The sequence below is a fragment of the Actinospica robiniae DSM 44927 genome (genome assembly GCF_000504285.1).
GTDB classification, from domain to species: Bacteria; Actinomycetota; Actinomycetes; order Streptomycetales; family Catenulisporaceae; genus Actinospica; species Actinospica robiniae.
The window spans coordinates 8,384,881-8,408,171 of sequence record NZ_KI632511.1 but is presented as its reverse complement, the minus strand read 5'-3'; the positions used below and the strand labels follow the sequence as shown (position 1 = coordinate 8,408,171).

Sequence of the window (23,291 nt, the reverse complement as noted above, 5' to 3'; positions counted from 1 at the left end):
CGCCGGCGGCGAGTCAGGGCTCTACGCCGTCGTCAGATCGGTCAGGTCGCGCAGCACCTCCGAAGCGGTGATGGCGTCGAGCGTCGCGAGCGGCACGCGGTCGCGCTCCACCTGCCAGAGCACGACTTCGGGCAGGCTGGTGAGCCAGACCTCTGTGATTTTCTGTTCGTGGCCGAGCAGGTGCAACCCGCCCATGACGAGCCCGGGTTCGATGCCGAGCGCGACGCAGCCGCCGCCGGGGACGGGCCGGGACATCCATGTCTGTATACCGTGGTCGGAGGGGTCGCCGCGGCGCCAGCCGAAGCGCTCCAGGCCGACGACCTTGCCCGCGGCGACGGTGAGGTCGTCGAAGCGCTCCAAGACCGTGGACTGCTTCTCCTCCTCCGTGAGCCGGAAGACAGCGCGTCCGAGTTGCTGGAACGGCTGGATGAGCATGTAGTCGGCGAACAGTTCCGGCCAGGCCGTCGCCTCGTCGCCGAGATCGAGCGGGTACACCAGGCCGACCGACGCGGCCGGGTCGAGCGTGTACGTTTCATCGGCGGCGTCGGCGAGGGTGCGGTCCTCGGCTATTCGGAAGGCGGTCCGCAGCTCGCCGCCTTCGGTGTAGGTGCCCCAGAGCAGCGTGCGCGCGACGCGGAAGACGACGGGGTGGGCCACGACGTACTGCTGGAACTCTTCCACCGACCAGCGGCGCCCGAGGACCATCGACCGCTCCAGGCGGCGGATCTGGTCAGCGGCCAGCGTGCGGGCCGCCTTCTTGAACTCCGTGTACTTCGCTCGGGCTTCGGCGGCCCGCTTCGGATCGTCGGCGGCCCCGGGCGTCGGGAGGTCTTTGAGCCGCTTGCCGGCCTGGTCGGTGACTACGGGCTTGAGCTGCTCGTCGAGCTTGACGCTGAAGGTGCGCTGGCCGAAGTCGAGCTCGAGGACGCCTTCCCGGTCCAGACCGAGATCGGGGACGACGCGGTCGGCGAGCTGCTCGGCCGACAGGCCGAGGGCGTCCGCGACGGCTCGGATCTTCTCGACGGCCCGCTCTCTCAGCGCCTTGAACTTCACCCTCTGCGATATGCCGTACAGCTGGGTCAGCGCCGTGTTCCCGCCGATCTCGGCGAGGACGTCGAGGCCCTGCACGGCCCGATGGTGCGCGCTCTCACCCGGCCAGAGCCGGATCAGCGGAGCCAGCCGCATCGCGACCGCGTCGTCTCCGAGCTGTCCGAGGGCGTCGAGCGCCCAGGCGTCCGCGGCGGGCATCCCGGCGGTCCGCCAGCCTTCGAACAAAGCCCAGGCGAACTCGGTGAGGGACGCGGCGTCGAGGGCGGTGCGTACCTCCTCGAAGGCAGGCAGCCACCGCTGCGGCTTGGAGATCGCGAGCATCAGGCACAGGTTCCGCACCGCTTCGGCGGGCAGCGCGGTGGCGCCGCCGGCGAGCCGCACCTGCGGCAGCAGGCTCGGATCCGTCCACAGCGGCAGCGTCGGCATGACCTTCGGAATCACCGGCTCGACGACCTCCGCGACGAGATCGGCGACCGCGCTCTCCGCCTGCGGGCCGTAGGTGGCCGCGGCCGCGCGGACATCGGCCTCGAAGCCCGCGTCGGCCAGCGTGCGCAGTGCCCGTTCCGCGGAACGCCTGGCCGGGCCGGACTTTCCGAGCGCGTCGGGAATCAGCGCGCGTGCGGCCAGATCGGGGTGCCTGGTGAGCCAGGCCAGGGCGTGCGGGAGAGCCTTCTTGGGCTGCGTGAGCCAACCGGCCATCAGCCCGGCGACCTCGGTGTGGGCGAAGGGCAGCAGGACTCCGCCGTAGTTCGCCGGGTCGTCGCCGACCCGCTTCATCAGCAGCCTGTGGCCTCCCCGCTCGGATCGAGTTGATCGCGAGTCTAGGCGGCCCCACCGACAACATCGGACGCAGCCGAAGAGCGGTGTCTATCCGGAGTAGACGACGACTGTTACAGTCTCTTTCGGTGGCGGCCCGGTGACCCGCTGTCGGTGTCCCGCCGGGCCCAATGAGTGCGCTTACTGGTGGGGAGACTGGTATGAGTGCGTTCCTTCGCTATGCCCCGAAACATCGCAGAGCCCGTATTCCGGCCGTGCTGGCCGCGCTGGCGCTCGGCGCCTGCGGACTGACGGCGGCGGCCGCGACCACGGCCGCCGCGGACACGGCGACGACCCCGCTGACGGTGTGGGGCGCCAACTACGACGGCGAACTCGGCGACGGCACCACGAACAACGCGCAGACGCCGGAGCAGATCACGCTGGCTCCCGGTGTCAGCGCGGTCCAGGTCGCGGCCGGTGGGTCGGCGAGCTACGCGATCGGCTCCGATCAGCAGATCTACAGCTGGGGTGACAACCAGTTCGGCGAGCTGGGCAACGGCTACATCGAGGCGGATTCGGTCGAGCAGCCCGAGCCGATCTCGCTGCCGGACGGCGCCGTGCCGGTCGGGATCGCGGCCGGTTCGGAGAGCGCCGTCGCAGTGGACTCGGCCGGCCGGGTGTGGACCTGGGGCGACAGCGAGTTCGGCGAGCTGGGCAACGGCACGCAGACGAACAGCGGCGTGCCCGTGCAGGTGACGCTGCCCGGCGGCGACAAGGCCGCGTCGGTGGACGCGTCCGGCTACAGCGTGGCCGCCGTCGGCACCGACGGGAAGCTGTTCACCTGGGGCATGAACGAGAACGCCGAGCTCGGCGACGGCACCACCACCGAGCACCACAGCCCGGTGCAGGCGACCATGCCGGGCGGCGATCCGGTCGCGCAGGTCTCGCTCGACGACGGGCTCGGGCTCGCCGTCGGCACCGACGGGAAGCTGTTCAGCTGGGGCACCTACAACTACGACGGCCAGCTGGGCGACGGCACTACCGACCCGCACCTGTCGCCGACGCAGATCAGCCTGCCGGACGGCGTGCACGCGGCAGCCGCCGCGGCCGGGACCGAGTTCGCGATGGCGCTCGGCGTGGACGGGCGCGTCTACACCTGGGGCTCGGACGAGTACGGGCAGCTCGGCGACGGCGGCCCGACCTCCGAGGTGCAGCTGAGCCCGAAGGCGATCACGCTGCCCGGCGGGGTCCTCGCCGCCTCGGTCGACGCCGGCGGCGGAGCGAACGGCTACGTGATCGGGCAGGACGGCGTCGTCTACGACTGGGGTTACAACGGCTACGGCTTCTCGCTCGGCAACGGGACGGATCAGGACTCGAGCTCTCCGGTGGCCATTCAGCTGGCCGACGGCGCCAAGGCCGCCTCGATCTCCGCGGGCGGCGCCGTGCTGGTCACCCAGGACGTGCCGAACTTCGTGATCGCCAACCCGCCGACGGTCACCGCCTCGGGCTGGCAGTACACGTACGGCTTCACCGACAACGGCGTCCCGGCACCGACTTTCACGCTGTCCGCCGACGCGCCGAGCTGGCTGAGCATCGACGCCGGGTCCGGCAGGGTGACCGGCACGGTCCCGGACGGCATCAGCAGTTTCACCTACAGCGTCACGGCGACCAACCCCAGCGGCAGCTCGACCGCGGGGCCGTTCACGGTCACGATCAAGCCGGGGACGACCGTCTCCGGCCGCATCGTGGGGCCGGACGGGGCGACTCCGGCTCCCGGCAGCCTCGTCCAAGCCTGTTCGGCCGACGCGACCGAGTGCCAGCAGGCGACCTCCGGCGCGGACGGCGGCTTCAGCGTGAAGGCGGTGGTCGCCAGCTCGGTCGTGCTCACGGCTTATCCGCCCGCTGAGAGCGGCGAGGGGTCGGTCTCGACGAACGCCATCACGGTGCCGGCGGCGGGAATCCAGGGCGAGACCCTCGCGCTGTCCGGTGTCGCCTCGCTCTCCGGCGGCCTGACCGTCGGCGGAACCGACACCCCGACGCTGTACTGGGGCAACCCCTCCGACACGTCGGTCAGCGGATGCGAGGGCGGGCTCGGCGTGGTGAGCGTCGTCGGTCTGAACAACGACACCGGTGACTACCAGGCCAGCTTCACTCCGCTGACGGAGACGTCTTACGGCTCCGGCGACTATGCCGGCACCATCCCGGCCCTGGCCCCGGTGCACGGCCCGGCGGAGATCGACAGCTCCACGACCTGCCTGCCGCGCGGCACAGTGCAGCCCGCCTCGGGCGCGGTCGGTAGCAGCGTCCTGATCACGGGTAGCGGCTTCACCGGCGCCACCGCGGTCGACTTCGGCGCCACGCCGGCCACCGCGTTCACCGTGCTCGACGACGGTGACCTCCAGGCCACCGTCCCGGCCGGAACCGGAACCGCGCAGATCGAGGTCACGGCCGGCGGCAACGCCATCAACGCGGGTCAGTACTCGTACTCGGACATCTCCTCGGTCGGCCCGTCGACCGGGCCGAACGCCGGTGGCACCGCGGTGTTGATTGCCGGAACCGGGTTGTCCGCGGCGTCCACGGTCGAGTTCGGCGACGTCGGCGTGCCGTTCACCACGGTGTCGGACAACGAGATCGAGGCGGTGAGCCCGCCGGGTTCCGGCACCGTGGATATCAGCATTCAGACTTATTACGGTGCGACCACGCCCACGGTGGCGGCGGACCAGTTCTCTTATACGGGTGGCGCCGCGGACACCGGGCACGGCAAGGCGGCGAGCGCACGGCCGGAGGCGGCCGCGGCGAAGACCCTCACCGACGGCGCGAGCGGGCACAGCCAGGCGGTGCAGCCGATGGACACCGCCATCACGTTCACCCAGGTCATGGACTTCATCGACAGGTATCTCGAGCAGGTCCCCTCGTTCAACTACCCCGGGACCAACGTCGTCAGCTACATGCAGGCGATCTCCGCCGCGGCGCAGGCGTTCCTGCACCCGAGTTGCGCGACCGGGAAGCAGGCCACCATCAACGCTGCGCTCGCCGCGCTGCAAGGTCCGATCCGCGCCTTCGGCGCCGCGCTGGCCGCCGGTGCCGACATCGCGATCCCCGCGCTCATGGCGGACTCGCTGGTACTCGCGCCGCTGATCCCGGCGATGGAGGCCGCACTGGCCACCCCGGCCGCTCAGATCGCGCTCGACGTGGCCACCAGCTTCGCGGCCAACTGGATGGCGAAGCAGGCCGTCACGGCCGCGGCGACGATCGCCTTCGACATCTTCTGTCCCGACGCCCCGCAGCCGGACAACGCCTACATCGACCCGTCCGGCACGGTGCTGGACACCCATGGCAACCCGGTCCACGGCGCCACAGTCACCATCCTGCGCGCCGACACCGCCTCCGGGCCGTTCACCGCGATGGACCCGAGCGCGCTGGGCATCCGGCCGGCCGTGGACCCGGAGACCACCGGGGCCGACGGCACGTTCCACTGGGACGTCTTCTCGGGCTGGTACGAGGTCCAGGCCGACGCACCGGGTTGCACCGACGCGCAGGACACAGGTAAGACCTCGGCCACGATCGGCCCGTACCCGGTGCCGCCGCCGCAGCTCGGCCTGACCATCACCCTCGCCTGCAGCGGTGAAGCGCCGGCGCCGACCCCGACCGTGACGCAGCTGGGCGCGGCCAGCGGCCCGGCGGCGGGCGGGACCGCGGTCTCGATCATCGGCACCGGATTCACCCCGGAAAGCTCCGTGTCCTTCGGCTCGGCGGCGGCAACCTCGGTGACCTTCCTCTCGCCGGAGCAACTGACCGCCATCGCCCCGCCCGGTTCCGGCTCGGTCGACGTCACGGTCGGCAACGGCCCGGCCGTGAGCGCGACGTCGAGCGCCGACCAGTACTACTACGGCTCCGCGCCCGCGATCTCCGGGCTGAGCACCGGCAGCGGACCGGCCGGCGGCGGCACCACGGTCACGATCAACGGCAGCGGGTTCACCGGCGCGAGCGCGGTCTCGTTCGGCGCCGTCTCCGCGGCCTCGTTCACCGTCGTGTCCGACACGCAGCTCCGGGCGACCACGCCGGAAGAGACCCAGGGCACTGTCGATGTCCAGGTCATGACGCCGGCCGGGGTCAGCCCGACGACGTCCGCGGACGAGTTCACCTTCCAACAGACCGCCCCGGCGTTCACGGCGGACACTCCGCCGGCGACCGCCACGGTCGGCCAGCCGTACAGCTACACCTACGCGGCCACGGGGGTTCCGGCGCCGACCTTCTCGGTCGCGTCCGGTTCGCTCCCGGCTGGTCTCGCGCTCAACGCGGCCACCGGGCTGCTCTCCGGCACACCGACCGCGCCGGGTGCCGCGACGTTCACCGTCAAGGCGGACAACGGCGGGGGCAACGCCGCGGTCGGCCCGTCCACGACGATCACCGTCGCCGCGTCGAGCGGGCCGACGATCGATCAGCAGGCGACCGCGTCCGGAACGACGACGGCCACCGCGCATCTGACGACCGCCGGTTCCGGCGACCTGATCGTCGCCTTCGTCTCCGGGGACGGGCCGTCCGGCGCGTCGCAGAAGGCGAAGGTCTCCGGCGGCGGCCTGACCTGGACCCTCGCCAAGCGGACGAACGGCCAGTACGGGACCGCGGAGATCTGGACGGCCCGTGCGAGCTCAACGTTGTCGAACCCTGCGATCGCCGCGACCCTGACCACGACCGGCTACGGCCTGTCCCTGACGGTCGTCGCGTTCGGCAGCGCGACCGGCACCGGCCAGACCGCGGGCGCCTCGGCGGCGAAGGGCGCGTCCACGGCGAGCCTGACCACCTCGGGCGCCGACGGGTGGGTCTTCGCGGTGGGCAACGACTGGACGGCCTCGAGCCCGCGCATCGTCGGGCCGAACCAGACGCTGCTGACCCAGTCCACTGATGGCAAGGGCGACACGTACTGGGTCCAGTACGTCACCGCGCCGATTCCATCGGCGGGCACAGCAGTCACGGTCAACGACACCGCGCCCACCGGCGACCGGTGGAACCTGGCGTTGGTCGAGATCGACTGAGAGAGCCGCTGAGAGGCCGCCGACCGGCGGTATGTGGGTGGGTCACAGCGGGCGCATACGCCGGTTGTGGCCCACCGACGTGTCCGGGGCCGCTTGCACGCCGGATGCTCGCTTGGGCCGCCACGTCGCGCGGCCGAACCGGTCGCGATCAAAGGTGATCCCTTATGGCCAGTGTTCCCCCGCTCCGACGACGTCGTGCCCTGACATGGCTGTCCGTCGTCCTCGCCGCCCAGGGCGCCGCCATCGCCGCCGCGGCCTCTCCCGCGCAGGCCGCCGGCTCGCTGCCGTCGTACGCCGTCAGCGCCGACTACGTCTCCGGGGTCTCGTCCGGCGGCAACATGGCCAACCAGCTCGCGGTGGCGTACTCCGGGACTTTCAAGGGCGCCGCGATCTTCGCCGCCTCGCAGTACGACTGCGCGCTCGACAATACCTATCAAGCAGTTTACGGGTGCGCGGAATCGCTTTATCCGGCCTACCTCAGCACGGATGAGGCGAACGCGGCCACCTTCGCCGCCGAGGGGCTGATCGACCCGACGGCCGATCTCGCCGGACAGCGCGACTGGGTCTACCACGGCACCGACGACACCGTCGTCGCCGGCGCCCTCGACCAGGACGACGTCTCCTTCCTCCAGCACTTCGGCGCATCCGTCACCTACGACCACTCGACCGCGGCCGGGCACGGGTGGATCAGCCCTCTGGGCCCGGGCGCCTGCTCGGCGTCGCAATCCCCGTACCTGAACGACTGCGGGACCGACCCCGAGGGCGCTTTCCTCAAGCAGCTGCTCGGTTCCGTCAACGCCCCTCAGGCCACGACGACGGGCACGCTGCTGTCGTTCAACCAGAACTCTTACGTGCCGGGCGGCAGCGCGGCGGCGATCAGCATGGGCCCGACCGGGTACGCGTACGTCCCGCAGTCGTGCGCGTCGGGAGCCACCTGCCGGTTGATGGTCGCGCTGCACGGGTGCGAGATGAGCGCCGGCAGCATCGGTCAGAGCTTCGTGAAGGACTCGTACCTGGACAACTACGCCGACACGAATTCCATGATCGTGCTGTACCCGCAGGCCGAAGCGACCGCTTTGATCAACCCGCTCGGCTGTTGGGACTGGTGGGGCTACCTCGGCGCCGGGGACGCCGCCTATCCGACGAAGGCGGGCGTGCAGATCACCGCGATCATGAACATGGTCCGGGCGCTCGGCGGCTGACCAGGCAGATCGCGCCGCTACTCCTTTCCCGTGGCCAGGGTGGACTCGCCGGCGGCGAAGGCGTAGCCGCGCGGGTCCACGCCGGTCAGGGCACGTAGTTCGGCGAGGGCGGCCCGGCCGGGCACCGTCTCGGGTTGTCGCGGATCACCCAGTCCACGTAGACGCCCTCGGGTGCTTCGAGATCACTGCAGTCCGGCTTGGTCGGCACTTCCTGGATCACTCGGCCGGTCACATGGCCGGGCGCATGAAGAGCCGGAACCAGTGGTCGTAGCCCAGGTACGCCAAGTCCGTGAGCGAGCGGCCGCCCACGGTGACCCTTCGCATCGAGGGGGAGGCCGGCTCGCCGCGGAGCACGGTGAGGTGGAGGGTCCCGGGCTGCGCGGACAGGAGACGAGGGGTCTGCGCTATGGAGATTAGGTTAGCCTAACCTAACTGTCTCATGTCTGGCGAAGCCGGCCGCCACCCGTCGTGCCGCGGCCGCTAGAACGTGATGACAGTGGCCTGCTCGAGGGTGAACCGCAGGAACTCGTCGCGCGCGACGTGCAGACCGAGGCCACGCTGAAGAAGCGCGCCCTCGGTGCCGTCGGCGCGCGCGGCGTTGACGCAGGCCCCGACTACGACGCCCCGGGCGATGAGCTCGTCGATCTGCCGGTTGAAGGTCGCGACGGCCTCGCCGCCGCTCGCGCCGGCCAGGCGGCGCTGCGCAGGGCCGAAGCAGAAGACCTCGACGGTGACGCCGTTCTCCGCAGCGACCTCGTGGATGCGCTGAGCGACCCGCGTCCCGGTGGCGAGCGAGTCATCGTCGTCGTGGAACACGTGGATGACGGTCTTGGGCATGGCGGGTCTCCGATCGTCCGTTCGTTCGCCGAGGCGCTTTCGGAGCCTAACAGCCGTCTCGGGGAACGGACGATCACGTCTCGATCGGTGGACCCGCCGCCCTGGGCTAGCGCACCGTCACCGACTCGATCTGCACCGACTCCTTCGGAACACCGTCACCGGCGGAGTTGGAGTCGTCGGTGCCGGCTTGAGCGATCTGTTGAAGGACGTCCAGGCCCTCGGTGATCGTTCCGAAGGGGGTGTAGGCGGGCGGGATCGGCGAGTCCTTATAAACAAGGAAGAACTGGCTGCCGTTGGTGCCCGGGCCGGCGTTCGCCATCGCCACCGTGCCGGCCTTGTACGTAACCGCGCCGGTTGCGTCCGGAGTGCCGAGGGAGGCCAGGTTCTCGTCCTGGAACTGGTAGCCCGGACCACCCGATCCGGTTCCGCTCGGGTCGCCGCACTGCAGCACGTAGATCCCGGCGGTCGTCAGGCGGTGGCAGGGCGTGGTGGTGAAGTATTGCTTGTTCACCAGGTAGACGAAGGAGTAGACGGTGTACGGCGCGGCCTTGCCGTCAGCCGTGAACTCGATATCCCCGCGATTGGTTTTGATGGTGATCGTGTAGGCCCTCTTCGCCGCCGCCGCGTCGTAGTCGGGTATGCCGACGTTCCGGGCTGCCGTGCCACATGCCTCGTAGCCGGTCGGCTCGGCGGTGATACTGGCCGCGGCGACGCAGGGAGCTGGCGCTCTGCTGGCGGAAACCGGGGGGAGCGCCGCCCGGCCGACCGCTGAAGGGTGCGGATCGTGCCTCACCAGCTGGCCCAGGAAGAAAGCGCCGAGGGCGAGACCCCCGATGACAGCGAAGGTCACCACAGTGATCAAGACGGTCTTCGGCGAGCGACGGCTGGGCTGCTGCGGATAAGGCTGCTGCGGTTGACCCCACCTCGCCGGTACGGCGTCCTGCGGACCGCCGTCCTGCGGATCCCCGCTGTTCATCAACCGACCCCCGATTCAAGCTGTGACCAGGCAAATGCCTTGGGCTGGGGCACTCTACTCCCCCGCCGGTCGCAGGGCGACGCGATGGCCGTCGGGGAACGTCGCGATGATCGATCCGTCGGCTTGGATCTGTATGGAGGCAGCGGCGTCGGTCGCGCCGGCCTCGGCGGGGCGGGTGAGGGAGGCGAGCGAGGCGTACCAGGCGCGGCCACCGGGGTGCGCGGCATGCAGAGCGGGGGCTGCGGAGTGCGAACCGTACGCGTTGGCTTCGGCCGCCTCGTGCACGCTTTGCCGTGTCCAGCCGAGGATTCCGGTGAGCGAGGACGTCAGGCCGTCGCTCGGGCGGCTCACCGCATCGTCGTGTATCGCCAGCGGCTCATGGCCGGCGACGGCGTAGCCGCCTTCGCGCACGCCCCAGCCCTCCGTGGCGTCGACGGCGTGGATCCGCAGGTCCCAGCAACGCCACGCGATGGTCCAGCTCTCGATCTGTGCGCCCTCGATCGGCTGCGCCTCGCCATCGGCGCGCGTCACGTGCGGGATGTGGACGGAACCGGCCCATGCGGCATCGCCGTCCGCGCTCGCACCGAGCCGGGTGAAGGCTCCTCGGCGCGACGGCGTATCGTCCGGCGAAATCAAGGCGATGTGGCTGTCGACCCGGCACACCCACGACTCCTCTGCGGTGTCGGGGGCGGTGGCGGTGCTGTACGCGAGCTTCGAGTAGAACGGATCGTCCTGCTCGTGTCCCGAGCTTCGATCGACGTGGTCTGATCCGTGGTTGTGCAGACGCACGATGCCGTCGTTCTGCGTGCCCTGGAGGATCCAGTTCGGGCCGTTCAACACGGTGACGAAGTCGGCCCGCTCGACCGGCAGGGGTTCTTCGACCGCGGTCCAGACCCGGTGGTCCGACGGCAACAGCAGGCCGAGGAACGCCTTGCTCGCCCAATAAGGCGATGCAGGGCCCGAATACGGCTGCACCGTCGGCAGGTGCTCGCCGTACCAGCCCAGCGAGAGCAGGCCTTGGGCGTTCACGGCGCCACGGTCGATGAAGTGCTTGGCAATTCCGCTAGCGGCACGCCGTGTCTCTCCCGGGCTCAGCGGAGTGCAGTCGAACAGCTCGCCGACCCACAGCGGGGCCGCCGCGCCGAAGCGGTAGGTCAGGGATCGGCCTTGGTGCATCGGAGCTCCATCGCCGCCGATGAACTTCGGGTAGTCCTCGAGGAAGCGGCGCAGCCGGGACCGGTAGACCTCGCGTGCTTCGACAGCACGAGCGCCGCGAGCGCCTCCATCAGCGATTCTCGTCCACATCAACGGATACAGGTGCAGAGCCCAGGCGTTGTAGTAGTCGAATTCGCTGGTACGCCCGTCGGTGTACCAGCCGTCACCGACGTACCAGCCTTCGAGCGCGTCGAGGCCGCGCACGATCTCATCGTCTCGGTGATCGGCGCCGACCGAGGCGAGGAACTCCTCGGAGATCGTCTGGAACAGCATCCAGTTGTTCGGCCACGTGTGGTTGCCGATGAAGCCGCCGAGCCACCGTGTCACCCGCTCTTGGACGTCCGGCGCCAGCTTCTCCCACAGCCACGCGCGGGTTTCGTGCAGGCCGAGGGCGATCGACGCGGCCTCGACCATGGGTTGCGTGGCACGGCCCGGCACGATGGGCAGCCACGCCTCGGAGCCGGCCGGATCGGTGCCTGCTGCGATCCCCGCGGCGTAGCGCTCCAGCAGCTTCGTGGCGACGGGCCCCTCGCCGCGCTCTCCGGCGATGCGGAACGCGGCGAGCAGGAAGGTGCGCGCGTATCCCTCCAACGCGTCGGAATCGTTGCCGCTGTGCGAGGTGTGGGTGCCAGGGAGCTGATAACGCGCGAACGACGGCGATGCGTACGGGGTGACGGCGTCGAGCAGGCGGTCGGCGAGACCGGTCCAGTCGGCGCGGGTCCAGCCGGTGTACGGGGCGAGGTCGGAATGGTCCATCAGATACTCCCGTGGGTGCGATCGAACTTCGCTTCGTCGGGCGGTGCGGCTTTCGGTCACGCGGCTCGCGCGGCGCGGGGGATGCGCGCTGCTCCCCCGCACGTCTCGCGCACGACCAGCGTCGGCAGGAGCGTGAGGTGGTGCACGGGAGTGGCCGGGCCGTTGCGGATGCGGTCGATCAGCCGTTCCAGGCCGATCTGGCCGAGCGCCTGCTTGGGCGGGGCGATCGCGGACATCGGGATGCTCGCGACCGAGGCGATCTCGTCGTCGTACGAGACCATCGCGAGCTGGCCTGGAATGCGAACGCCCCGATGCAGCAACAGGTTCTGCAGCGCGAGAGCTTCCTCGTCCCCGTGCGCGAGCACCGCCGTCACCCGGTGCGCTGCGAGAGTATCGGCTGCCTGCGCCAAGGCGCGGTCGAGTTCCCCGTCCGGTCCAGGTGCGTGCGGCACGACCAGCACTGGCATATCAGTAGCCAGATTAAGTGCCGTCACGGCCCGCGCGTAGCCGGCTCGTAGCAACGGGGCTGTCGGGCCTAGATCCTTGACCAGCAACGCTATTCGGCGATGACCGAGTCGGGCGAGGTGTTCGACGGCACCGCGGGCTCCGGCGTCGTGGTCGGTCACGACATGGTCGAACACGTCGACGAGTCGCTCGCCGGCGAGTTGCCGCTCGACCAGCACCACCGGGACTCGCAGCTTGCGCAGCTCTTTCTCCAACTGGGTGTGCCGGGAGGAGCCCTCCGGCGCCGGCGCCAGCAGCAGTCCGTGCGCGCCATTGTCCAGGTGGCGGCGGATCGAGCGCAGATCTTCGTCACCGTCGTAGTGGGAGAGGGCGAGCATGAGGTGCGCGCCGGCGTCGTCCGCGGCCTCGCGTGCTCCGGCGAGCACCGATCGAAAGTAGGGCCCGGCGGGCAGCACGACGCCGATCTTGAGCTCGCGCTGCCGGTCGGCTCGTCGCTCGGCGTCCGGATCGATCAGGGCGACGCCGCCGTGGAAGCGCCGGGCCAGACCCTCGCGTTCGAGGTTGTCCACGTCCCGTCGCACGGTCACGTCGGATGCGCCCAGCACCGAAACCAAGTCGCTGATCCGGGACGTGCCGTGCTCGCGCAGGTGTGCGAGCAGCAGTTCCCGGCGGTCCGGAGAGAACACGGCCACCCCTCGGGTTTCGATTCGGCTTGGGACCGTTTACGAATGAACAGCACTGTGCGTCTTGGGAGGGTCGATCCGCAAGGCCTGCCTCGATTCAGCGGGCAACGGTCGCATGCGCTCCAGTGCGAAGCGTCGCAAATTGGGCAGCGCGCGTGTCTTATTGCTTTCGATCGGCTGGGAATGGTTTCGCTTGTTTGTCTCGCCTTGACCGCACCGCGCGTGCCGAAGACGCTTGATCCGCCGCCCGGACCCGCTAGGAGTTCTTGCTGTGACATCCGTTGCACGCCTTGAGCGGCCACGCGTCGTGCTCGCCATGCGCCCTGATCTCGAGCCGCAGTTGTTCGATCCGGCGCTGCGCGCAAGGCTCTCCGAAACGGCCGATGTCGCACCGGTCATCGTGTCCGACGCCGCCGCGCCTGTTGCGGCCACGCTGCTCAACGAGGCCGAGGTATTGCTGACTGGTTGGGGCGCTCCGTGTATCGACGAGGCGGTGCTTGCGGCGGCTCCGCGGCTGCGGGCGGTCGTGCATGCGGCCGGGTCGGTGCGGGGCATCGTCACTCCCGCTTGCTGGGAGCGCGGCATCGCCGTCTCCACGGCGGCCGCAGCCAACGCGCGGCCGGTGGCCGAGTACACGCTCGCGATGATCCTGCTCATCGGCAAGCAGGCGCTGGAGATTCGCGAACGCTACCGGACCGAGCGTCGCTCGTACTTCTGGCAGCTGGAGTACCCCGACGCCGGCAATTACGGCCGGACTGTGGGGATAGTCGGCGCCTCGCGGACCGGCCGGGAGCTCATCCGCCTGCTCGCGCCGCACGACATACGAGTTCTTGTTTATGACCCCTATCTCACAGCTGAGGACGCCGGCGATCTCGGCGTGGCCCGGGTTGACCTCGATGAACTGTGCGCCGGCAGCGACATCGTCACCGTGCACGCGCCGGAACTGCCGAGCACCCGTGACCTGATCAACCGGGATCAGCTAGCTCTGATGCGCGATGGCACGACCCTGATCAACACCGCACGCGGATCCCTGGTGAACACGGCGGCACTCCTCGACGAGCTGGGCACCGGACGAATCAACGCCGTGCTCGACGTGACCGAGCCGGACGTCTTGCCCGCCGACTCGCCACTGTTCACCCTGCCCAACGTCGTGCTCACTCCGCACATCGCGGGCTCGATCGGCACCGAGCTGCGCCGCCTGGGGGCCTCGGCGGTCGCCGAGATCGGCCGTTACGCCCGCGGCGAGGCGTTCGCCTTCCCGTTGCTGCACGCGGAGATCGACCGCACAGCCTGAGAGCGAGCAGGGTCAGATCGGTTGCGGCTCCAGGCTCCAGTCCAGCCGCTCGCCCGCCCGGGCCGCGTTCGTGCGGTGATGCGTCGGACCCAGAACCGTCTCCATCTCCTCGACGACCCGTGCGCGCAGTTGCAAGGCCTCTGCCTCCGAACCGAGGGACTGCAGGCTGATCGACAGGTTCGACTCGATGGCGAGCACGTCCGGGTGTTCAGGGCGCAGGACCTCCGCCAGCTTGCGCGCCGCGTCGTGCCCCAACTCGGCCGCCCGGGCGTGTTCTCCCGTGTCGGCCAGGATGACGGCGAGGTTCGCCGCGGCCACGAGCGTGTACGGGTGCTCACTGCCGAGCAGGGTGTGGAATCCCGAATGGGCGCGCCGAGACGTGCGTAGCGCCTCGTCCAGGTAGTCGAGCTTGCGCAGATAGGCGGAGATGTCGTTCAGGCAACACAGCGTGTAAGGGTGCTGTGGCCCGAGCTGCTGCTCGTATACCTCGAGCACGGCTTCGCTCAACCGCAGCGCGGCTTCGTCACGCCCCGACGCCGACCGCGCCACCGCGTAGACCAGCGCGGCGGACTGCAGATCAGAGATCGGAGCCACGATCTTCGTGCGGTAGCAGGTAAAGGTGTCCCGGGCGAGGGTCAGCGCTTCGTTCAGCTCGCCGGCCTTCAGCAGCGAAGCGGCCAGGCTGATCGCCGTACGCAGCGCTTCCGGGCTGTACTCCCCCAGCTCGTGCCGGTAATGCCCCAGGCTCCGGCGCAGGAGGTCGACGGACTGTACGTACTGGCCCGCGTCGCGCAGGTCGCGTGCCAGGTTCTGGACCGCGTAGCGGGTGCGCGGATGCATCGGACGGAGCACCGACGCCATCCGCGTGCACGTGCTCTGGTCTAGGTCTGCGGCCTTGTAGCAGTCGCCGAGCAGCCGGTAGTCCACGGCGAGATCACTCGCTGCGCCCAGTAACCGCGGGTCATCCTCGGAGTAGACGCGGCGGTGCCGCGCATAGCTCTCCGTGTCGTTCTCCAGGGCCTCTTTGAACCGATTGAGCCCTCGAAGATCGCTGCCCAGCGAACGGCGGCCGGCCAACGCATCGGGGTGCTCCTCGGTATTCAGCCGCTCCTGTTCCGCGATCACCTCAAGGTCGATCTCGTACGCCTCGTGGAAGGAACCTTCGGATCGCAGCACAGATGCGTGCAGGCTTCGAAGCACCAGCCACTGCCGGTAGAGCGCCGCTCCCGCAGCCGTCCGTCTTCCGCCGAACTCGTCGATCCGCCGCAGCCAACGCTCTTCGAGGCCGCAGCCGGTTTGCAGGGCATTGCGATAATCGCCGCGGATCCACAGGTAATGCACCCGCTCGATGAGCAACTGCCGCACGGCGATCTCGTCGCAGTCAACCGCGTCGGACGGCGCCAGGTGAGGCCACAGCCGCGCGTAGTACGGCCAGTTGTCCGGGTCGTCCGGACCACCGTCACTGGGCTCGGGCCGCGCGGAAGCAAGCATGCGATGCACGACGTGGCGGGCCTCCTCCACCCGATCCGACGACATACGATCCCTGATGATCGCCTGGACCAACCGGTGCATGCGCAGGTCCCCGGTGGCTTGATCCTGCTGCAGTAAGGAGAATCGCACCAGTTCCGCGACCACCGCGCCGAGCATTTCCAAGTCGACGAGGGACGGGTCGTGCTCGCGCAGGGCCTCGAGCATCGCGGCCGAGCAGATCAGGCCGGACAGGGAGATGGCGTCCGGGTTCATGAAGGCGCACAGCTCAAGCAGCCTTGCTCCCGACGGCTGCCGCCGTTCCAAGCCCTCCATCACAGCGCTCCACGTCGCCGCAAGCGAGACCAGACCGTCCCCCGCCGCGGCAGCCTCCAAGAGATCAAGGTACTGCGAGGCGGTTTGGCCACTGAGGGCAAGCGCAGCAGCCACACTCTCCAGCGCCAGTGGCAGGTGGCCCGCGAGGTCGGCCGACCGAACAGCATCCTGATGCTCAAGGCCCAGCGCGATCCGACTCAGATACTCGAGGCTCTCCGGCTCTGTGAATGCGTCGATGTAGAGCGGAACGGCTCGCTCCGCCCAGGCCGGGTCGCGCGAGATGATCAGCACATGCCCGGACGTGCCGGCGGTGAGGAACGGCTCGAGCCGGCTCGGATCCACGGCGTTGTCGTAGATCAACAGCCAGCGCCCGCCCTCGCCGCGCCGCAGCGCGTCACGCAGCGCCGCCGCGTCCTCGGTGCAGGACTCGCCGACGCCCGGCAGCCGCATCCGGCGGGCGGCCTCGGCCATCGACTCGTCGATGAACTCCGTGGTCTCCGCATCGATCCACCAAATGAGGTCGTAGTCGGCGCTGAAGCGGTGCGCGTACTCACAGGCCAACTCCGTCGTGCCGACACCGCCGCGGCCGTGCAGCGGCGCCGGCAGGACCACCGTCATCGAGTCTCCGACGAGCCGGTGGCGCAGCGCCTGCATCAGCGCGTCCCGTCCGGTGAACAGGGCGTTGCGGGTGCCCACGTTCCAGATCGCCGGTCGGGCGGATGGGAAGCGCCGGCTCGCCGGCGGCCGGACCCTGGCGATCCCGGCGTCCGACACCTCTGCCAGATCCAGCAGGATCCGTGTGGTGGCAACGGGATCGGTCTCGCCTTGCAACTCCGCGGTCGGCACGGCGAGCCGGCTCTCGGCCGGCAGCTCGGCCAAAGCCGCGACGGAGAGCCTGCCGGTGCCGGCCCAGTCGCGAAGCTGCGCCATCGCCTCGGCATCCCGCGCGGTCGCCTCCGACATCAGGGCGACGATCCTGGCGTGCCGCTCGATCGTCGGAAGCGCGGAAGGATCGCCGAAAAGCGCGTATATCTGCGCATTGAAGTCCGCCTGGAGGTAGAGGGCCTCCAGCCACTCGGCCCACAGCCGGTCCGCGGCCGCATAGGCGATGACCAGCTGCTCCGGCCGGCTCGGCTGCAGCCGCACGGCTTCGGCGAACATCGCTCTGCGCAGGGCCTCCGGCATCTCCGGAAAGCCGGCCACCTCACCCTTCGTCAGCACCTCGGCGAGCCGGACATACGAGCTCAGCAGTGAAGTCCGGTCGTCGGCGGCGACCACGAACGGGGCCAGGATCTCCTCATAGTTGTAGAAAGGCACATAGGGAATCTCGACCCGGCTCCAGTACTGGGTCTCGGCCAGTTCGTCCAGATCGAGCTGTGCGAAGCGGCTGCGGGCGGCCGCCCGCAGCGCGTCCGCCCGGCCGCTCTCGCCTCCGTCCACCCGCATCGGCACCGCCAACAGCCGGATCGGATGGTTGGTCCACCGGGAGACCGCCCCGGCGAACTGCAGCGCGCCTTCGAGACCGCGGCGATTGAGCGTGAAGCTCTCCACCACGACGTCGGGCAGGTGCAGGGTGCAGATGTCGGCGATGTCGCTGAGGCCTTTGCGACTGTCGATCAAGGCGTAGTCGTAGTTCTGGATCATGTCCGCGCGGAAGGCGTCGAACAGCTCGCCGCCGCCCAGCCGTTCGTAGAAACGCTCCCAGTCGAGCGTCGCGACCGCGTTGGTGTAGCTGTGGTTCTGCAGGCCCGAGGACATGTAGTGCAGCGCGCCGTCGCCCGGGAAGGGCCAGCGGATGGCGAGCGCGTAGTCCCGCACCCGGGCGAAACGGCGATACCAGTTGCGGCCGCGGTTCTCATCCGGGGTCTCCGCGGCCACGTCCTCGAACTCGCGCACCATGTCGACCACGCCCCTCAACGCGGCGAACGCCTGCGGATCCAGGAGCGAGGGCGGGAAGTACCGGTGCAGCCCGGGCGACTCCAGCTCGAAGTCGACGATCAGCACCCGCTTGCCGTTCGCGGCGAGGATCCAAGCCAGGTTGGCCATCGCCATGGTCTGGCCGGTGCCGCCCTGGAACGAGTGGAAGGTGACGACCTGCCCGACGCGTCCCTGCTGGGTGTCAGACGACTGTCCCGTCCACAGACGGCCGGTGAGAGGCTGCGGCGTCTCCGTGCGCCAAGGCTCGAGCACGGGTGGAATCGAGGGATCGGAGACGGCACCGATCCCGAACGCGGCTCGCACCGATACGGCACGCTCCACGGTTTCCTGGGCGAGACGTGGCTTCCCGAGTTGCCGTTGGACCGACTCGAGCGCGTGGTAGACCTCGATCAGCGCGTCGAGTGCGGCAGGGTCCTGTGTATCTCGCTCGAAGGCGCGCATCGCCGCATCGGCAGCCTCCTGATAGCAGACCTCAGCCACGTCGAGGCGGGCTCTGCGCTGAGCGAGTTCGGCGAGCTTCACCTGAGTGGCCGAGGCCGCCATCGACGAGCGCGCGCCCTGCCGCCGGGGCGTGACCGCGTGGAACTGCAGCGCGCACCGGTACAGGCGCTCGGCCTCGTCGTAGAGGTCCAGGGCAGCGGCCTCGTCACCGAGCTGCGTGAACGTGCCGGGAAGAGCGTGGTCGTCCGGCTCACGGGCGTTCTCCCGTGCCAGCCGCGCGCCCGGCTCCCCCGCCATCAGCCTGATCAGGCCGTGCGAGATGCGCGAGATCGACGCCGCCTCGGCCGCCGGCTCCTGAGCCTGCAGGGCGGCGCGGCGCAGCAATCGCGCGTGGCTGGTCAGGAGTGCCGAGCACACGGAAGCGGTGAAGCGCCGCTCGTTGGGGAGGATGCGCACCAGCGTGTCCAGGCACGTGGCCACCTGCTGATCGCTGGGCAGGGCAAGCAGATCGCAGAGCAGGTCGGCCGCCGCCGTCTCCGCGCTCGCGGTCGACGAGGCCGAAGTCAGGACCGTGACGATCAAGTACTCGCCGAGGCGGTCCGGGCGCAGCGGATTGAGCACGTGCGGCCTCGGATAGAGCTGACCCAACCAAGCCAGTGCCCTGCCGACGAAGGCGGAATCAGGATGCTGTTCAAGCGCGACGCCGAGCAGCCGGCGCGCTTCCTCCTCGGTTCGAGCGCCGACGAGGGTGGCCAGCGCCACGCACCGCAGCCTCGCATCCGGTTCGAGCCCAGCGGGCGCGGTCGCGTTCCAGTAGCTCTGCTCATGTTCGAGGATGCGCTCGACTCCCGGCCGCTCGTCCGATCCGCTCGGTCGGAGCGCGTTGTCCATCGCCTCGAACAGGATCATCAGCGGAAGCGAGAACTGGTCGCCCTCAAGACCGAGCGTCTCCGGCACGGCGCCGAGATCCGGTAGCCGACGGGTCTCCTGGTCCTGATACCAGGCTGCCGTGAAACTCTCCATCGCACTCTGATACAGCTGCTGCCGCTGCGATCCGGTCAGGGCGGTCGTGGCGGCGTCCACGATCTCCGCGCCCGACAGCACGTTGCGGACCTGGCCGGAGGCGTTGCGGTTCAGACTGATCAACAGGTCGGAGCGCCCGTCGCCGGATGCGTCGCTGGTGCGGTGTAGCAGCAGCACGCGGATCGGCGCGAGTTCGGTCGCGTGCGCGTGCATCTCGTCGAGATCCGCACGCAGGCGGTCCTGGGGCATCCGCTCGACGTAGTCGACCACGATCAAGCGCGGCTGCTGAAGGCGGATCAGCTCACCGATCCGGTGCGGCGCATCAGACCCCTGTTCGTCCGGCCACAGTCCGCTCGTCCAGCCCTCCCGCGCCATCTCTCGGCACAGCTCCCGGGCGAACCGCGTCTTCCCGGCCCCGCCGTCGCCGGTCACCACCGCCACGGACATCGCGGCCGAGGCCCGGCACCAGTCCCGCATCCGCCGCAGCTCGTCGTCGCGGAAGAGGAACGGCACCACGCCGTAGTCCGTGTGCAGCAGGTCGGACGGGCTGGAGCGGGCCTCCTTCTTGAACTGCGCATCCATACGCCGCAACGGATTCTCGGCCGCGTCGATCGGAAAGAGGCGCCGCCAAGTGCCGAGCGTCCGCCCCACGGCCTCGCGGGAGTTCGCGAACAGATGCGCGCCGAACTGCGCCAGCCGCGCGTCGCCGCACAGTTCTTCGTTCAGCAGAGCCGAGATCGGCGTCGCCAGCGCCCCCAGGTCGCTCTCGAGATCGCGCGACCACCCGACCACCCCGACCACGGCCTTGCGGGAAGGGCACACCAGCGGAGCGCCGGAAAGCCCCGGCTGCGCCTGCCCGGCCTTCAGTTTGAGGAAGCCCTGCTGCAGCCCTTCGAACGTGAACGTGGCCTGAGAACCCCGAGGCCCGCCGGCCTGCTCGAACTCCTCGCGGGTATGCCCCCAGGCGTACACCGGCCGCCGCTCGTCCGGCAGCTGGTCGCTCAACAGCACGCACGGGTGCGTGAACGGCTGGTCCAGCTGCAGCAGCGCGAGATCCGGAAACGGCCAGTTCCGCTGCCATCCCGGCGCCGCCGAGCGCGCCTCGACATGCGCGCGCAGATCCCCGGCCCCGCCCAGCGATCGGTGCGCGACGATCCCCACATGCTCGCGCGCGTCGACCACGTGCGCGCACGTGAGCAGCCAACCGGCGCCGACGAAGAACCCGGTCCCCAGCGGCATGCCGTCATCGAGGTCGAAGATCTGCACGACGTGGCGGCTGAACAGCTCGCTGTCGAACGAGGTCATACCTACCGGTCCCAGACGAGTCGCCCGAGCAACCCCTGGAGATCTAGATCAGGATCCTGACCCGGGTCCAGCGCCTTGGCCTCGTAGTGGAACTGCGAGTAGGCGCGCAGCATCACGCTCAGTCGCACCGCCAGTTCACTCGAAAGGGTGCCGAGGACGCCGCAAGCGCGGATCGCCACGGCCTGCTCGGCGATCGCCGCCATGCGCCGGACCATGGCTCCGTGCCCCGCAGGCCACGGGACACCCACCCCGAACTCACCGGCCATCGGCAGCTCCTCCGCACACGGCGTTGCATCCGCACGCCGCAGCCGGTCCGCGATCGCACTGGAATCGCATCGCCGCGGCGTGTTACCCCGCCTGATCGGGATCGACGGTATCTGTCAGATCATCAGTACCCTGCGCAGCACCGTCCCAACGTGCGCGCGTGGCCCGGATGCAGGCCGCGCGCACCACGTTTCAGGGCCTTGTGGTGGCCCGGCCCACGGACAGGTAGGTGAATCCGGCCGCGGCCATGGCCTCGGGGTCGAGGACGTTGCGGCCGTCGAGCAGCACCGAGCCGGTCATCGTGGCTCGGGCCTTCTCCCACGGGACCTCGCGCAGCTCGGGCCACTCGGTGACGATCATCGCGGCTTCGGCGCCGGTGACGGCGTCCAGGGGGGTGTCGTGCCGGGTGGTCAGCATCCACGGCTCCTGGCGGGGCAGGCGGGCCATCGGGTCCCAGCAGCGGACCGTCGCGCCCTCGGCGAGCAAGCGGGCCGCGATCACGGTGGAGGGGGCCTCGCGCATGTCGTCGGTGCGGGCCTTGAAGGTCAGGCCCAGCAGCGCCACGGTCTTGCCGGACAGGCCGCCGAGCTCCTCCTTCAGCCGGTTGACCGCGCGGCGCCGCTGCAGGTCGTTGACCTCGATGACGGCGTTGAGCAGCTGGAACGGGTAGCCGGAGTTGGCAGCCAACTGCTTGAGCGCGACGCTGTCCTTCGGGAAGCAGGAGCCGCCCCAGCCGAGTCCCGCCTTCAAGAAGTGGGCGCCGAGCCGGTGGTCCGCGCCGACCGCGGCCATCACCCGCTCCACGTCCGCGCCGGTGGCCTCGCACAGGTTGGCGACCTCGTTGGCGAAGGAGATCTTCGTGGCCAGCAGGGCGTTCGCGGTGAGCTTCACCGTCTCCGCACTGGGCACGTCCATCCGCAGGACCGGGCCGTCGATGCCTTCGTGGATCTCGGCCACCAGCGCGGCGGAGGCGTCGTCGAAGGCGCCGATGACGATCCGGTCCGGGCGCAGGAAGTCCTCCACCGCCCGGCCCTCCGCGGTGAACTCCGGGTTGGAGGCGTAGCCGACGTGGCCGAGGCCGGCCTCGTCGAGGTAGGCGCGGATCTTCACGCCGGTCCCGGTCGGCACCGTGGACTTGACGACCAGCGCCTTGAGGTGGACCGCGTTCTTGAGCGCCTCGACGACGGCCCAGACCCGGGACAGGTCCGCGTCCCCGGAGGCCGTGGGCGGCGTGTCCACGCACACGAACACCGCTTCGGCTCCGGCCGCGGCCTCGTCGGCGTCGAGGGTGAAACGCAGCCGCTCCGCGTTGCGCGCGATGACCTCGGACAGGCCGGGCTCGTAGATCGGGACCTCGCCGGCGTTCAGCGCCGCGACCTTCTCCGGCACGATGTCGCGCACGACCACCTGGTGCCCGAGGTCAGCGAAACAGGCCCCGGTCACCAGACCGATGTACCCGGCACCGAAAACGGCGATTTTGCGCGGCATGTTCCGTTCCCCCTACAAGTTCGTTCTGACCGAGGCTGACACTCTACATTCCGTACTATCGCATCGATCTGAACGCCGGGTGGACTGCCGGACCGTCATCGGGGCGGCGTGGCCGCGAGCATCTGCGCGGCGGTGAGGGCGGGCACCGGCAGCGGGGTGGCCGCGGCGGGGCGCAGCGCGTCCAGCGCGAGGGCGAGGTGGCGGCGCCAGGCCTGCGGGGCCGCCTCCCGGGTGGCGTCGATGATCCCTGAGATGCCCCAGAGCAGCAGGATGACGTCGGCCGACTCGACGTCGGCCCGCAGGCTGCCGGCCGTTTTCGCCCGTTCCATGATCCGCGTCTTGAGCGCGCCCATCCGCTCCCGCGCGGCGTCGATGACCGGGGTGTCGCCGATCCGCGTGCGGTAGATGTCGGTGTAGCCGCGCTCCGCGGCGATCAGCTCGCACATGCCGCGCAGGTAGCCGACGAAGCCGTCCCACGGGTCCTCCTCCCGCAGCGCCTGCTCGGCGAGCAGCACGGACTGCTCGGCCACCGGCCCGAGCGCCGCGTCGACCAGCTCCCCGCGCGAGGGGAAGCGGTTGTAGAGGGTTCCGATCGAGACGCCGGCCTGCTTGGCGATCTCCTCCAGCGGCGATTCCAGGCCCTTGCGGTGGAAGACGTCCCGGGCGGCGAGCACCAGCAGCTGCCGGTTGCGCGCGGCGTCCTGGCGCAGCGGGCGTCCGGCGCCCGGATTCGTGCCGGTCATGGACGCCATTCTAGCG

General features: G+C 69.9%; 13 protein-coding genes. 3 read left to right on the top strand and 10 right to left on the bottom strand.

Annotated features, from left to right (window positions below; genetic code table 11):
* Positions 1-21: 21 nt before the first annotated feature.
* The gene (locus ACTRO_RS36235; protein WP_051451922.1) at positions 22-1,827 is read right to left on the bottom strand and encodes a DUF4132 domain-containing protein; all 1,806 of its coding nucleotides are present in this window, start codon (positions 1,825-1,827) and stop codon (positions 22-24) included.
* A 200-nt stretch (positions 1,828-2,027) separates the two neighbouring features.
* Here ACTRO_RS36235 and ACTRO_RS36230 point away from each other — a divergent pair, with 200 nt between their 5' ends.
* A complete protein-coding gene (locus ACTRO_RS36230; RefSeq protein ID WP_169739988.1) occupies positions 2,028-6,842 on the top strand; it encodes an RCC1 domain-containing protein in 4,815 nt (1,604 codons plus the stop codon).
* Positions 6,843-7,006: 164 nt separating this feature from the next.
* Complete coding sequence (locus ACTRO_RS36225) at positions 7,007-8,044, top strand: extracellular catalytic domain type 2 short-chain-length polyhydroxyalkanoate depolymerase (RefSeq protein ID WP_034270512.1); 1,038 nt, start codon at positions 7,007-7,009, stop codon at positions 8,042-8,044.
* A 228-nt stretch (positions 8,045-8,272) separates the two neighbouring features.
* Here the strand turns inward: ACTRO_RS36225 and ACTRO_RS46335 are convergent, their stop codons facing one another.
* The 5 genes from ACTRO_RS46335 to ACTRO_RS36200 form a co-directional block, all read right to left on the bottom strand.
* Positions 8,273-8,398 carry a siderophore-interacting protein gene (locus tag ACTRO_RS46335; RefSeq protein ID WP_157436629.1) on the bottom strand — a complete coding sequence of 42 codons (126 nt, stop codon included), beginning with the start codon at positions 8,396-8,398 and terminating at the stop codon, positions 8,273-8,275.
* 126 nt (positions 8,399-8,524) lie between these two features.
* Positions 8,525-8,881 (bottom strand): DsrE family protein, encoded by a 357-nt coding sequence (locus ACTRO_RS36215; protein WP_034270509.1) that lies wholly within the window; start codon positions 8,879-8,881, stop codon positions 8,525-8,527.
* Between the two features lie 106 nt (positions 8,882-8,987).
* Positions 8,988-9,857, bottom strand: a complete 870-nt coding sequence (locus ACTRO_RS36210; RefSeq protein WP_084316785.1) for a peptidylprolyl isomerase — start codon at positions 9,855-9,857, stop codon at positions 8,988-8,990.
* Positions 9,858-9,911: 54 nt separating this feature from the next.
* On the bottom strand, positions 9,912-11,828 hold the full coding sequence (locus tag ACTRO_RS36205) for a DUF2264 domain-containing protein (RefSeq protein WP_034270506.1): 1,917 nt from the start codon (positions 11,826-11,828) through the stop codon (positions 9,912-9,914).
* A gap of 56 nt (positions 11,829-11,884) precedes the next feature.
* On the bottom strand, positions 11,885-12,979 hold the full coding sequence (locus ACTRO_RS36200; protein ID WP_157436628.1) for a substrate-binding domain-containing protein: 1,095 nt from the start codon (positions 12,977-12,979) through the stop codon (positions 11,885-11,887).
* A gap of 313 nt (positions 12,980-13,292) precedes the next feature.
* On the opposite strand from ACTRO_RS36200, the gene ACTRO_RS36195 reads away from it, so the two are divergent.
* The gene (locus ACTRO_RS36195) at positions 13,293-14,270 is read left to right on the top strand and encodes a hydroxyacid dehydrogenase (RefSeq protein WP_034278320.1); all 978 of its coding nucleotides are present in this window, start codon (positions 13,293-13,295) and stop codon (positions 14,268-14,270) included.
* A 12-nt stretch (positions 14,271-14,282) separates the two neighbouring features.
* Here ACTRO_RS36195 and fxsT read toward each other — a convergent pair whose 3' ends face one another.
* From fxsT to ACTRO_RS36175, 4 genes are all read right to left on the bottom strand, one after another.
* Positions 14,283-20,780, bottom strand: a complete 6,498-nt coding sequence (gene fxsT, locus ACTRO_RS46330) for an FxSxx-COOH system tetratricopeptide repeat protein (protein WP_051451920.1) — start codon at positions 20,778-20,780, stop codon at positions 14,283-14,285.
* 2 nt (positions 20,781-20,782) lie between these two features.
* A complete protein-coding gene (locus tag ACTRO_RS36185) occupies positions 20,783-21,046 on the bottom strand; it encodes a hypothetical protein (protein ID WP_034270500.1) in 264 nt (87 codons plus the stop codon).
* Positions 21,047-21,236: 190 nt separating this feature from the next.
* Positions 21,237-22,532, bottom strand: coding sequence for a UDP-glucose dehydrogenase family protein (locus tag ACTRO_RS36180; RefSeq protein WP_034270497.1), 1,296 nt, complete (start codon positions 22,530-22,532; stop codon positions 21,237-21,239).
* Between the two features lie 95 nt (positions 22,533-22,627).
* The gene (locus tag ACTRO_RS36175) at positions 22,628-23,275 is read right to left on the bottom strand and encodes a TetR/AcrR family transcriptional regulator (protein ID WP_051452595.1); all 648 of its coding nucleotides are present in this window, start codon (positions 23,273-23,275) and stop codon (positions 22,628-22,630) included.
* Positions 23,276-23,291: the final 16 nt, after the last annotated feature.